General features: G+C 73.2%; 8 protein-coding genes and 2 pseudogenes. 2 read left to right on the top strand and 8 right to left on the bottom strand.

Features of this window, described 5'->3' with window-relative positions; all coding sequences use genetic code 11:
• The first annotated feature begins 142 nt into the window (after nucleotides 1-142).
• The gene (locus OG299_RS35650; RefSeq protein WP_327363754.1) at nucleotides 143-670 is read left to right on the top strand and encodes a hypothetical protein; all 528 of its coding nucleotides are present in this window, start codon (nucleotides 143-145) and stop codon (nucleotides 668-670) included.
• Here the strand turns inward: OG299_RS35650 and OG299_RS42850 are convergent.
• The 3 genes and pseudogenes from OG299_RS42850 to OG299_RS35640 form a co-directional block, all read right to left on the bottom strand.
• On the bottom strand, nucleotides 661-1,428 hold the full coding sequence (locus tag OG299_RS42850; protein WP_405706610.1) for a PP2C family protein-serine/threonine phosphatase: 768 nt from the start codon (nucleotides 1,426-1,428) through the stop codon (nucleotides 661-663). The two genes, OG299_RS35650 and OG299_RS42850, sit on opposite strands and share 10 nt — an antisense overlap.
• A 39-nt stretch (nucleotides 1,429-1,467) precedes the next feature.
• Nucleotides 1,468-1,857 (bottom strand): annotated as a pseudogene (locus OG299_RS42845) (GAF domain-containing protein); the annotation flags it as partial.
• Nucleotides 1,858-2,956: 1,099 nt separating this feature from the next.
• A complete protein-coding gene (locus tag OG299_RS35640; protein ID WP_327363752.1) occupies nucleotides 2,957-3,436 on the bottom strand; it encodes a GNAT family N-acetyltransferase in 480 nt (159 codons plus the stop codon).
• Between the two features lie 26 nt (nucleotides 3,437-3,462).
• Between OG299_RS35640 and OG299_RS35635 the strand changes: the two genes are divergently transcribed.
• Nucleotides 3,463-3,981 carry a CGNR zinc finger domain-containing protein gene (locus OG299_RS35635; protein WP_327363751.1) on the top strand — a complete coding sequence of 173 codons (519 nt, stop codon included), beginning with the start codon at nucleotides 3,463-3,465 and terminating at the stop codon, nucleotides 3,979-3,981.
• Here OG299_RS35635 and OG299_RS35630 read toward each other — a convergent pair.
• The 5 genes and pseudogenes from OG299_RS35630 to OG299_RS35610 form a co-directional block, all read right to left on the bottom strand.
• On the bottom strand, nucleotides 3,972-4,673 hold the full coding sequence (locus tag OG299_RS35630) for an NPP1 family protein (RefSeq protein ID WP_266633778.1): 702 nt from the start codon (nucleotides 4,671-4,673) through the stop codon (nucleotides 3,972-3,974). The genes OG299_RS35635 and OG299_RS35630 overlap by 10 nt on opposite strands.
• 194 nt (nucleotides 4,674-4,867) lie before the next feature.
• Nucleotides 4,868-5,512 carry a sarcosine oxidase subunit gamma gene (locus OG299_RS35625; RefSeq protein WP_327363750.1) on the bottom strand — a complete coding sequence of 215 codons (645 nt, stop codon included), beginning with the start codon at nucleotides 5,510-5,512 and terminating at the stop codon, nucleotides 4,868-4,870.
• Nucleotides 5,505-8,605 (bottom strand): annotated as a pseudogene (locus OG299_RS35620) (sarcosine oxidase subunit delta family protein). The gene OG299_RS35625 and the pseudogene OG299_RS35620 overlap by 8 nt, the downstream one beginning before the upstream one ends.
• Before the next feature lie 12 nt (nucleotides 8,606-8,617).
• Nucleotides 8,618-9,850 carry a sarcosine oxidase subunit beta family protein gene (locus OG299_RS35615; RefSeq protein ID WP_327363749.1) on the bottom strand — a complete coding sequence of 411 codons (1,233 nt, stop codon included), beginning with the start codon at nucleotides 9,848-9,850 and terminating at the stop codon, nucleotides 8,618-8,620.
• Nucleotides 9,847-12,321, bottom strand: coding sequence for a GcvT family protein (locus OG299_RS35610; RefSeq protein WP_327363748.1), 2,475 nt, complete (start codon nucleotides 12,319-12,321; stop codon nucleotides 9,847-9,849). Before OG299_RS35610 ends, OG299_RS35615 begins: the two co-directional genes overlap by 4 nt.
• Between the last annotated feature and the right edge of the window lie 88 nt (nucleotides 12,322-12,409).

Here is a 12,409-nt window from a genome sequence, read left to right as displayed (position 1 = left end):
AAGGCAGAACACGTCGGTCTCAGAATGATCCGCGGCTCTTAAACGCCGCCGGTGTGCGCAATTGGGTGGCAAGCTGGAGCCCGGGAGCTGGATATGCTCCCGGGCTCCGTCACGTTCCGCGCCCCGCGTTACGTTGTGGCCCATGGGCATATACATGGTGAGCGTCACCGCGGAGGACTGGCACGATGCGGACGAGGGCGGCCGGGCCGAGATCGCGTCCGGGCTGAACCGGGAACTGGGCAGGCGCGGGCTGCCGCCGTACGAACCCGGGTCGGGCCCGGCACCCCGCTTCGAGGAGAAGCTGGTCGCCCCGATGGGCGGGTTCGTCGAGCTGTGCCGGGAACACGGAGCGGACGACCTGCTCGCCTGGTCCGTGCTGGTGCCGCTCTCCCTCGACCCGGAGATCACGGTGACGACGCAGGAGGAGCCCGACGACCCCGTCGCCATCGCCGGCGCTCCGCAGGTGCTGCTCATGGCGCAGCGCCTGGCGGCGTCCGTGCCGCTTCCGCCCGAGGTCCTCGCCCCCTCCGGCCCCCTCGCCCTGACTTCGTGGTTCCTCGACGCCTCCGCGCGCGAAGTCCCGGGCGCGGACAGGACGTTCCACACGGCCCTCCACCTGCATGCGGCGCGCCACTGCCTGGCGCACGGCTGCCCGGTGGTCTACAGCTGAGTCCGCGAGGACGCCTGGGAGCGCAGGAGGAGGAGGGCGGTGTCGTCGGTGCGCGGGGCGCCGCTGCGGGCGTGGTCGATGAGGTCGTCCGCCAGATCGTCCAGGGGGTGGTCCTCGGGGGTTCCGGTGATGCGCGAGGCGACCGCGGCGATGGCTTCCTCGAGGTCTTCGCCGGGGACCTCGACCAGGCCGTCGGTGTAGAGGGCGAGGAGGGTGGCGGGGGTGAAGGGGATCTCGACGGCCGTGTACGAGGCGTCGGGGTCGATGCCCAGGAGCAGGCCCGGCGGCAGGTGGAGCATCTGCGTCGGGCCGCCGGCGTGGCGCAGCAGGGGCGGCGGGTGGCCGGCGGTGGCCAGGTGGGCGGTCTGGGCCGCCAGGTCGATGTGGGCGTACAGACAGCTGGTGAACAGCCCCGGTTCGAGGTCGGTCAGGAGCCGGTTGGTGCGGGCGAGGACCTCTTCGGGCGGTGCGCCGGCGGTGGCGTGGACGGCCGCGCGGACCTGGCCCATGAGGGCGGCGGCGTTCACGTTGTGGCCCTGGACGTCGCCGATGGCGGCCGCGACCGTGGTGTCGTCGATGCGGATGAGGTCGTAGAAGTCACCGCCGATGTCGAGGCCGTGCGCCGCGGGCAGGTAGCGGGCGGCCACTTCGAGGTCCGGGATGCGGGGCAGGGCGTGGGGCAGCAGGCCCGTCTGCAGGCTGTGGGCGAGCTGGTGGGTGGAGTCGTAGATGCGGGCGCGGTCCAGGGCCTGGGCGATGAGTCCGGCGATGGAGGTGAGGACGGCCCGTTCGCCGGGGGCGAAGGTGCGGGGGCGTGCGTAGGCGAGGACGAGGGTGCCGATGGGGCGCTTGGACGCGATCAGCGGCAGGAAGGCCCAGGCGGCCATGCCGTCCGCGACCACGATCGCCGGGAAGGCGGCCAGGAGCTCGTTCTCGTCGCCGAAGAACAGCGCGTTGCCCGTACGCAGGCCGTGGGTGGTGGCGGTGTCGAGGCTGAGGGGCATGCCGTCGTAGCGGGCCATGAGCTCGGCCGGGTAGCCGCGGTGCCCGACCATGCGCAGGCGCTGTTCCTCCGCCACCAGGAGGGCCATGGCCTGGGCTCCGAGCGCGGGGACGAGCTGGTCGGCGGCCTGGTCGACCACGTCCTGGGCGTGGGCGGCCTCGGTGAGGCTGGCCGCCAGGTGCATGAGCTGGTAAAGGGCGGTGGCCCGGCTGGGGGACGGCTCCGCCGAGGCGGCGGTCGCGGCGGCGGGCGGCGGGGCGGGCTGGTCGGCGACCGGCCTGATGCGGACGCTGATCCCGGTGTCGTCGGGGTAGAGGTCGAACCGCAGGTACCGGCCGATCGGGGGCGCGGCGGTGAAGCTGCGGGGCATCCGGCTGATCACGGTGGCCCGGTAGTGGTCCTCGATGGTGGGGTTGTCCATCCAGGGAAGGGCCTCCCAGGGCAGGGCTCCGCGCAGCTCGGAGACGGGTGCGCCGAGCAGCTCGGCGGCCTCGGGGGTGATGAAGGTGATCGTGCCGTTCAGGTCGAGTGCGCAGTTGCCGCCGGGCAGCCTGCGGACGAAGGCCAGGGCGGCGGCCGCCTCGACCGGCCCGGGTGTGGGCGGCGGAAGCGGTCGCAGTATGACCGGGTGTGCCGGCGGGCGGATCGGGCGGCCGCCGTCGGCGGCCTGCCCCAGGATGTGCGCGAGACGGTGGCAGGACGACTCCACGGACCGGCGTTCCACGTCGCTCAGGCGGGGCCCGTGGGAGCCGGGCCACAGGAGTACGAGACCGGCGCCCGGGGGCCTCTCCCGGTCGGCGGCCCGGGCGGGGATCGGGGCGGCGCCGAGGGCGAAATCGTACGGCAGGACCAGGCCGAGGCGCGGGTAGCGGCGGGCCGTCTCCTCCTGGCCGCCGAGCCAGACGAGCCGGCTGTCCCGGACGGCGTCGGCCACCGGGATGGGATCGTCCAGCCCGACGCGGGACCAGGGCAGCGCGAACTCGCGGGACACCCCGGCGGCCATCGCCAGGTGCAGGACGCGCCGGGCGGCGTCGGGCAGGTAGAGCATGATGATCGACGCCCCCGCGTCGCTGCAGGCGTCGAGCAGCGCCTCCCCCAGCAGCCGCTGGTCGGCCCCCTCGGGCCCCGCGGCCCGCTCGGCCCCCTGGCCACCCTCGGCACCCTGGTCACGCCCTGGAAGGTTTCGCACCCGACCATGTTCCCTCCCCGCCCTCCGGCACGTCGACACCCGCCCGCCCCGGGCGAGCCCGCGGCCGCTGCCGGCGCTGCCCGTGATGCCGCCGTCACGGGCGCCGGCACAGGGCGGGGTCCGGGTGGTCGTCGAAGCCGAGCGCGCGGTAGAGCGGTTCGCCGTCGGTGGAGGCGTACAGGTCCACGCGGGCGGCCTGACGTTCGCGGAACCAGTCGAGCAGGGCCCGCATGATCGCCCGGCTGTGGCCGCGCCGCCGGTGGGCCGGATCGGTGACCACCCCGATCACGTGCCCGATCCGGCCGTTGCGCAGGTGCGGGCCGGGCAGCCGCTGCTCGACGGTGCCGATGGCGCATGCGGCGAGGCCGTCGTCGCCGTCCACGACGAGGATCTGCACGGAGTCCGCCGTCAGCTGTTCCTTCAGCACCACGGCCAGCGTCTCGCGCCAATCGCCGTCCTCTGAAGCGGGGTTGAAGAATGCTCCGCCGAGGTCCTCGAACAACAGCGCCCGCAGACGGACGAGTTCCGCGATATCGCCGTCCGTCGCCTGCCGTACTCCGGTGTGGTCTCTCATGCCCTCCACACTGGTGTAATGGTCTGGTGCACCTCAACCCTTACGGCGAGGACGCCGTCAACCTCGCTGCGGACCTGGCCAACCGGCGTCCGGCGAGCCCCGAGGAACTCGCGGAGCGCTGCCGCGCAGCCGGCCTGGCCCTGGAGGGACCGGCCACGCGGCAGGATCTGGACCGGGTCGGGGCAGCGCTGGATGCGTGGGAGAAGGTGGTCGACGCCGAAGACGAGCCGGAGCGCGCCGAGCTGGTCAACCGGATGCTGGAGGCGGCGACCGCCCATCCGCGGCTGACCGACCACGCGGGCGACGGCTGGCACCTGCACTACCGCCCCGACCGGCAGCCGCTCGGCTCCCTGCTGTTCTCGGTGATCTCCGTCGGGACGGCGCTGCACCTGGCCGGGCGGGGCATGCACCGGCTGCGGCGGTGCGCCGTGAGCGAGTGCGCCACGGTCTTCGCCGACACCTCCCGCACCGGACGCCGGCGCTACTGCACCCAGCGCTGCGCCAACCGCGACGCGGTACGCCGGCACCGCGGGCGTCATGCGTAGGGGTCGAAGGGGATGGGGGGCTTGGCGGCGTTCAGGGCGTCGCCGAAGCGGCCGTCGGAGATCTTGATCGTGGCGGAGCCGAAGTCGGCGGTCATCAGCTTGTCGCGGAACCCGGCCGGGTAGCCGTTCCAGCCGACGAGGCGCGGGTAGAACCAGTTGCCGGTGTGGTTCTCCGCGGGCTCGTCGTTGCCGTTCGCAAGGCGGTAGAAGTGGGTCGAGGCGCCGTCCTTGTGGTAGACGACCTTGGCGTGCGTCCCGTCGAAGCGGACCTGTGAGCGGGGGTACCACTTCCAGCCGCTGTGCTGCGAAGTCGACACGTACTGGACCTCGTTGTCCTTGATCCAGACCACGACGTGCTCGAAGTCGTGGCGGTGCCCGATGGCCGCGGGGCCGAGGGTGGCCTGGTCCTTCTCGAAGTAGCCGGCGTACATGACGGCGCACCAGCCGTTGTTGCACTTCTCGCGGGAGTACGTGTTGGAGTTCTGCAGTTGCGCGTAGTCCCGGCAGTGCCCGTTCACCGCCCCGCCTGGCCCCCGACCCGGGTTGAGGGCGCCGCTGCTGCTGATGGCGGCAGTGGCGTAGCAGCCGTCCCCGTCGTAGTCGAAGGCGGGCGAGAAGGTCTGCTCGAGGCCGTCCGCGTTCTGCGGCAGGGGCGGCATCACATCGGCGACCGCGATGGCCGGAAGGGTCATCACGAGGGCCGCGGCGACGAGGCCTGCGGTGGCCCCGGCCCGGCGGACTCTGGCCCACCGCTGACGGCGGAAGGTTTCTGCATACGCGTTCGTCGACGCCGACAGCAAGCTGCGCACATCATCTCCTCGGCCTGTACCGCTGGTTCCCGGTTCCGGGCACCAGCGCGTTCCCTGGTCGCGCGACCGGTGCCACGCTAGCCGGGCAGCGTTCGGGCCGGGGTCGGGTCGGGCGAATTCCAGATGTATTCCGATGCCGCGTCGAGGAGCCATGCGGCGAGGTATCCGGCGAACGAGGAGCGCACCAGGACCCGGAATCCGGGCCGGTGTTCGTCGCACGGGACCAGCACCACCTGGGCCCTGGCCAACGTGGTCTGGGCGCAGCGGCCGGAGCCGAAGGCGCGGGGGTGCAGGTCGAGGGAGCAGCCGTGCGCGAGGAGTTCGGCGGCCCTGGTTCCGCCGACGAGCAGGGTGGTGCGCTGCGCCGAGACGTCGGTGACCGCCGTGTGCCGGTCGCCGACGGCCTCGCGCAGCCGGGCTTCGAGTTGCGTCCGGGTTCCGGCCGGGCCGATGACGAGCCATTCGTCCGGGCCGAGCCACAGCGCCGCGAACTCACCGCCGTGGGCGACCGTGTTGGGCTGCGTCGGCAGCGGGAAGCCGAGCGCGAGTCCCACGGCGTCCGCGGCCGGGCCCTTGGGGTCGAGCCGTACGTCGACCTGGGCGAGGAAGGGCAGTTCCGCCAGCCGCAGGGCTCCGCCCGAGGCGCGGGTGGCGGCGGCGAAGCGTTCGGCGTACGGCGCCAGCGGGCTCAGCCCGGCGCGGCGGGCGGCGGTGTCAGCCATCGCGGCGTGCCCCCTCGGGGTCGTAGAGGACGGGACCGGTGACCGTGACCGGGACCAGGCCGCCGCCCACGGGTGCGTACAGCCGGTCGCCGATGCGCTCCCGGCCGCCCTTGACCAGCGCGAGCGCGAAGGTCCGGCCGAGCGCCGCGCTGCGGTAGCTGGAGGTGACGTGTCCGAGCATCGGCACCGGCGGTTCGGGCAGCGGGGCGGCGGCGACCAGTTGGGTGCCCTCGGGCAGCAGGATGCCGGGGTCGTCCGGCAGCAGTCCGACGAGGTGCTTGCGGTCGGGCCGGGCGGTGTCGGGCCGGGTGTACGAGCGCTTGCCGATGAAGTCGGGCTTCTTGCGGGACACGACCCAGCCCATGCCGAGGTCCTGCGGGGTCACGGTGCCGTCGGTGTCCTGGCCGACGATCGGGTAGCCCTTCTCGGCGCGCAGGACGTGCATCGTCTCGGTGCCGTACGGGGTGATGCCGAGGGGGCGGCCCGCCTCGTACAGCGCCTCCCACAGCTCGGGCGCTTCCCACGGCAGTACGTTGATCTCGTACGCCAGCTCGCCGGAGAAGCTGATCCGGCACACGCGGGCCGGAATCCCGGCGACGGCCGTGTCCCGCCAGGCCATGAACGGGAAGTCGGCCGCGTCCACGGCGAGTCGGGGGGCGAGGGCGCGCAGGACGTCCCGGGAGCGCGGCCCGACGAGGGCCACGGTGGCCCACTGTTCGGTGACGGAGGTGCAGTGCACGCGCAGTTCGGGCCACTCCGTCTGGAGCCACTCCTCCATCCAGTCCAGTACGGCCGCGGCGTTGCCGGTCGTGGTGGTGACGAGGTAGCGGTCGTCGGCGAGGCGGATGGCGGTGCCGTCGTCGAAGACCATCCCGTCCGGGCGGCACATGACGCCGTAGCGGACCATGCCGACCTTCAGGGTGCTCATCATGTTGGTGTAGAGCCGGTCCAGGAAGGCTCCGGCGTCCGGCCCCTGTACGTCGATCTTGCCGAGGGTCGAGGCGTCCATGAGGGCGACGCCCTCGCGGGCGGCGCGGCATTCGCGCAGTACCGCCGCCGCCTTGTCCTCGCCGGCCTGCGGGTAGTACCACGGCCGTTTCCACTGGCCGACGTTCTCGAACTCGGCGCCGAGCGTGACGTGCCGGTCGTGCAGAGCGCTCACGCGTACGGGGTCGTGCAGCGGGCCGCGGTCGCGGCCGGCGAGCGCGGCGAAGGAGACCGGGGCGTAGGGGGCGCGGAAGGTGGTCGTGCCCAGCTCGCCGACGTCCACGCCCAGCAGGTGTGCGACGACTCCGCTCGCGAGGACGCCCGAGGTCTTGCCCTGGTCGTTCGCGGTGCCGGCCGTGGTGTAGCGCTTGAGGTGTTCCGCCGAGCGCAGGCCTGCGCCCGTCGCGCGGGCGAGGTCGTCGACGGTGACGTCGCGCTGGAGGTCCACGAAGCTGCGGGCGGTGTCCGTACCGGGTACCACCCACAGGTGCCGGGCGGGGGCCTGGGGCTGCTCGGCGACCGGCGGGAGCGGGAGCGCTTCGTGGGCGGTGAAGCCCTCGGCCCCGAGGGCCCGGGTTCCCGCGGCCCGGCCCTCGGCCAGGCAGCGGGTGAGGTCGAACGCGCCGCGTGCCGCGCCGGCGGCCTCCACGGCCTGGCGGCAGCCGTCCGGTACGAAGGTCCCGAGCGCCGCGTCGTACCGCAGGCGCCCGCCGGCCTGGCTGAACAGGTGGACGGCCGGGTTCCAGCCGCCGGACACAAGCAGGAGGTCGGCGGGGATCTCACGCGCTGCGGAGCCTTCCCCGGGACCGGACACGGTCACCGAGGAGACCCGGGGCGCGCCCTCGGTGCCCGTCACCACGTGCCCGGCGAGCACGTCGATGCCGGCTTCGGCGGCACGGCCGGCCCACTCCCCCGGCCGGGGCCGGGCGTCGACGACCGCGGCGATCGCCACACCCGCCGCGGCCAGGTCGAGTGCGGCCGCGTAGGCGCTGTCGTTCGTGGTGAACACGACCGCGCGGCGGCCCGGTACGACACCGAACCGGTGCAGGTACGTACGGGCGGCCCCGGCGAGCATCACGCCGGGGCGGTCGTTGTCGGCGAAGGCGAGCGGGCGTTCGTGCGCCCCGGTCGCGAGCACGACCCGGCGCGCCCGGATCCGCCACACCCGCTCGCGGGAGACGTGCGCGGGGGCCTGGGCGCCGAGGTGGTGGGTGCGGCGCTCCACGGCCAGCACGTGGTTGTCGTCGTAGTGCCCGAAGACGGTGGTGCGGAGCAGTACGCGGACCTCGGGCGCCGCGTCGAGCTCCGCGCCCGCGGCGGCGGCCCACTCGGGCAGCTCGCCCGTACCGAGCAGGCTGCCGCCCGGTTCGGGCCGGTCGTCGGCGAGGATCACGCGCGCCCCGCTGCGGGCTGCCGCCGTCGCCGCGGCCAGGCCGGCCGGGCCCGCGCCGACGACGAGCAGATCGCAGTGGGCGTGGACCGCGTCGTAGCGGGCGGGGTCGGGTGCGGTGGCGAGCCGGCCCTGCCCGGGGAGGCTGCTCGCGACGAGCCCCTCGTACAGCTCGACGGCCGTGGCGGGAAGCATCGGTTCGGGGAAGGGCTCCTCGATCTGTACGACTGCGTTCGGCTCCTCGATGCCCGCGGTGAAGATCCCGCGCGGGCGGCCGAGTTTGACACTGCTGCCCGCCTGGTGGACGCCGTGGGCGAGCAGCGCCGAGGCAAGGGTGTCGCCCCGGTAGCCCTCGTACGCGACGCCGTCGAAGCGGAAGGCGAGCGGCTGGTCCCGCCGGATGCGGCCGCGGTCGGGCAGCCGGAAGAGGTGTGCGGTCATGAGCTCACCGGCCTCTGCTCGCCGGTCCGGTAGACGGAGCGGATCTCGTTGGTCGCCGTGTCCCGGACGACGTTGAACCAGCGGCGGCAGCCGTCCGCGTGGCTCCACCGCTCGGCGAAGGGGCCCTTGGGGTTGTCGCGGAAGAAGAGGTAGCGGGCCCACGCCTGGTCGCTCAGGGCCGCGGGGTCCGCGGGGTAGGGCACGTGGGCCTGGCCGCCGTAGTGGAACTCGGCCTCGTCGCGGGGCCCGCACCAGGGACAGGGGATGAGCAGCATCGTCTCGGCTCCTCAGTGGGCCACCGCGGCCGCGCCGTGCTCGTCGACGAGCGCGCCGGTGGTGAAGCGTTCGAGCGTGAAGGGGGCGGCCAGCGGGTGGGGGGCGTCGTGGGCGATGGTGTGCGCGAAGGCCCAGCCGACTCCGGGTGTGGCCTTGAAACCGCCGGTACCCCAGCCGCAGTTGACGTAGAGGTGCTCCACCGGGGTGAGTCCGGTGATCGGGGACGCGTCGGGGCTGACGTCGACGATGCCGCCCCAGGTGCGCAGGACGTGCGCGCGGGCGAAGACGGGGAAGAGTTCGAGGGCGGCCGCCATCTGGCGTTCGATGATGTGGAACGCGCCGCGCTGCGTGTAGGCGTTGTACGCGTCGATGCCGGCGCCCATGACCAGCTCGCCCTTGTGGGCCTGGCTGACGTACACGTGCACCGCGTTGGACATCACGACGGTGGGGTGTACGGGCTCCAGCAGCTCGGAGACCAGCGCTTGCAGCGGGTGGCTCTGCAGGGGTACCTCGAAGCCGGCCATCGCGGCCAGTACGGAGGAGTGCCCGGCCGCGCAGAGGGCGACGCGGCCGGCGGCGATCGGGCCGAGCGAGGTCCGTACCCCGGTGACCCGGCCGTCCTGCACGTCGATGCCGGTGACCTCGCAGTTCTGGATGAGGTCGATGCCGGCGGCGTCGGCCGCGCGGGCGAGGCCCCAAGCGACGTGGTCGTGCTTGGCGATGCCCGCGCGCGGCTGGTACGTGGCGCCCATGACGGGATACCGCACGTCCGGGGAGGTGTCGACGATCGGGCAGACCTCCTTGACCTGCGCGGGGTCGAGCCATTCGGCGTCCACGCCGTTCAGCCGGTTGGCCTCGACGCGGCGTACGCCGTCCCGTACGTCCTGGAGGGTGTGGGCCAGGTTCAGCACGCCGCGCTGGGAGAACAGGATCGGGTAGTCGAGGTCCTCCTCGAGCCCTTCCCACAGTTTGAGGGCGTGCTCGTAGATCCCGGCGCTCTCGTCCCAGAGGTAGTTGGAGCGGATGATGGTGGTGTTGCGGGCCATGTTGCCGCCGGCGAGCCAGCCGCGTTCGAGGACGGCGACGTCGGTGATGCCGTGGTTCTTCGCCAGGTAGTGGGCGGTGGCCAGGCCGTGTCCGCCGCCGCCCACGATGACCACGTCGTAGCTGCGCCTGGGCTCGGGGGTGCGCCACAGCCAGGAGGGATGTTCGGGCAGCTCGGCGCCGGGGGCCCGGGGGCTCATCGGGCGTCTCCCGGCAGGCCGCGCAGGCGCCGCATCCCCGGGTCGAACAGCGGCTCCTCGGCAACGACGGCCGCGATGCGCAGGTCGAAGTAGCCGATGTCCAGGGCGCGGCCCGGCGTGGCGAGCTCCGCGGGCAGCCAGGCGTAGGCGATGCCCTTGCCGATGGTGTGGCCGTACGCGGCGCTGGTGACGTAGCCGACCGGCCGGTCCCCGTCGTACACGGGCTCCTTGCCCATGACGACGGACCTCGGGTCGTCGATGGTCAGGCAGGTGAGGCGGCGCCGGACGTCGGCGGCGCGCCGTTCCAGTGCGGCCCGGCCGATGAAATCGCCCTTGCCCGGCTTGACGGCGAAGCCGAGGCCGGCCTCGTACGGGTCGTGTTCGTGCCCCATGTCGGTGCCGAAGGAGCGGTAGCCCTTCTCCAGGCGCAGGCTGTTGAAGGCACCCCGGCCGGCTGCGATGCCGCCGTACGGCTGCGCCGCCTCCCAGAGCGTGTCCCACAGCTTCAGCCCCATGTCGGCGCTCGTGTACAGCTCCCAGCCGAGCTCTCCGACGTAGCTGAGGCGCAGGGCGGTGACGGGGACGGCCCCGATGTGGGCGCTGCGGGCCCGGAAGTAGCGCAGGCCCTCGTTGGAGAAGTCGGCGTCGCTGAGCGGCTGGAGCACTTCGCGCGCCTTCGGCCCCCACAGGCCGATGCAGCAGGTGCCCGCGGTGATGTCCCGTACGACGACGGATCCGTCGGACGGGAGGTGGCGGGTGAGCCAGTCCAGGTCGAGGTTTCCGTTGGCCCCGATCTGGAAGCGGTGGCGGGCGAGCCGTGCCACCGTGATATCGCTGCGGATGCCCCCGTCCTCGGCGAGCATCAGCGTGTACGTCACCGAGCCGACGGACTTGTCGACGTCGGAGGTGGTCAGGCGCTGCAGGAAGGCCGCGGCTCCGCGGCCGGACACCTCCAGCCGTTTGAGGGCCGACATGTCGTACAGGGCGACGCTCTCCCGGGTGGTCAGGGCCTCGGCGCCGACGATCGGCGACCACATCCGCGCGGCCCAGTCGCCCGGGACCGGGATGTCCCACCGGTCCAGGAGGGGCTCGTTGGCGGCGTACCACTGGGGCCGTTCCCAGCCGGAGGCCTCCAGGAAGAAGGCGCCGAGCTCGCGTTCGCGGACGTGGAACGGGCTGGTGCGCAGCGGACGGGGCGCGCCGGCGGGCTCGAGCGGGTGGAGGATGTCGTAGACCTCGACGAAGTTCTGGCAGTCGCGGGCGAGTACGTACGCGGGGGCGAGCTGGTGCGGCTCGAAGCGGTTGACGTCGCATGCGTGCAGGTCGAAGGAGGAGCAGTGGCCGTCCACGAGCCATTCGGCCATGGCGCGGCCGACGCCTGCGGAGTGGGTGACCCAGACGGCCTCGGCGACCCAGAAGCCCTTGACGTCGGGTGATTCGCCGAGGAGGGGCATTCCGTCGGTGGTGAAGGAGAAGAGCCCATTGATGCCCTCCTCGACCTTGGCGTCCCGGGTGGCCGGCAGCAGGGACCGGGTCTCGGTCCAGGCGTCGGCGAAATCGTCGGCCGTGAACCGCAGTACGGAGGGCATCTGCTCCGAAGAGTCCAGGGGGGCGATGTCGTCGGCGGAGATCGGCATCGGGCGGTGTCCGTAGAAGCCGATGCCGAGCCGGTCGTGGCGTTCGCGGTAGTAGAGGTCGGCGTCCTGGTGGCGCAGGATGGGGCGGACCGCCTCCTCGGTCTGTCCGGCGAGGGCGGGGACGGGGCCGGTCCATGCCAGCTGGTGGGCGAGGGGGGTCAGCGGCAGGCTCATCCCGGCCATGCGGGCGACCTTGGGGCCCCAGATGCCGGCGCAGCACACGACGATGTCGGCGGGGATCTCACCGCGGTCCGTGACCACGGCGGTGACGCGGTCGGCGCCGGTGGTGTCGTCGGCCTCGGTACGGATGTCCAGGACCTCGTGGCGCTCCAGGAGGCGTACGCCCCGGGCGCGGGCGGCCCGGAGCTGCGCCTCCACGGCGAGCACCGCGTTGGCGAGGCCGTCGGTGGGGACCAGGAGTCCGCCGAGCACCCGCTCACGGTTCACCAGGGGGTGCAGCGCCACGCATGCGTCCGGGTCCACGAGCCGGCCTTCGACGCCCCAGGAGGTGAGCCAGCCGTGCCGGCGCCGCAGGTCGGTGAGGCGCTCCGGGGTGGTGGCGAGTTCGAGCCCGCCGACCTGGAGGAAGCAGGGCTGCCCGTCGACGTCGAGGGTGCGGAGCTTCTCGACGGTGTAGCGGGCCAGTTCGGTCATGGTCTTGGAGGGGTTGGCCTGGAAGACGAGGCCGGGGGCGTGGGAGGAGGAGCCGCCGGTGGCGGGAAGCGGCCCTTGGTCGACGACGGTGATCCCGGTCCAGCCGAGCGAGGACAGTTCGTCGGCCAGCGCTGCGCCCACGACCCCCGCTCCGATGATGACCACGCGCGGTCCCGCCATCTACGCCCCTCCGATTCGAACGAAATCGAGTTGCCGTCAGCGCAACGTGGTGCAGGTTGCGCAACTCACACTGCCGGTCCCCCCGGGC

The organism is Streptomyces sp. NBC_01296 (genome assembly GCF_035984415.1).
Lineage (GTDB): Bacteria > Actinomycetota > Actinomycetes > Streptomycetales > Streptomycetaceae > Streptomyces.
This window is presented reverse-complemented; position numbering and strand designations above follow the sequence as displayed.

Coding starts and splice junctions, on each gene's coding strand:
- OG299_RS35650 (WP_327363754.1), top strand. CDS start 143: ATGGGCATATACATGGTGAGCGTCACCGCGGAGGACTGGCACGATGCG.
- OG299_RS35640 (WP_327363752.1), bottom strand. CDS start 3,436: ATGAGAGACCACACCGGAGTACGGCAGGCGACGGACGGCGATATCGCG.
- OG299_RS35630 (WP_266633778.1), bottom strand. CDS start 4,673: ATGACCCTTCCGGCCATCGCGGTCGCCGATGTGATGCCGCCCCTGCCG.
- OG299_RS35625 (WP_327363750.1), bottom strand. CDS start 5,512: ATGGCTGACACCGCCGCCCGCCGCGCCGGGCTGAGCCCGCTGGCGCCG.
- OG299_RS35615 (WP_327363749.1), bottom strand. CDS start 9,850: ATGAGCCCCCGGGCCCCCGGCGCCGAGCTGCCCGAACATCCCTCCTGG.
- OG299_RS35610 (WP_327363748.1), bottom strand. CDS start 12,321: ATGGCGGGACCGCGCGTGGTCATCATCGGAGCGGGGGTCGTGGGCGCA.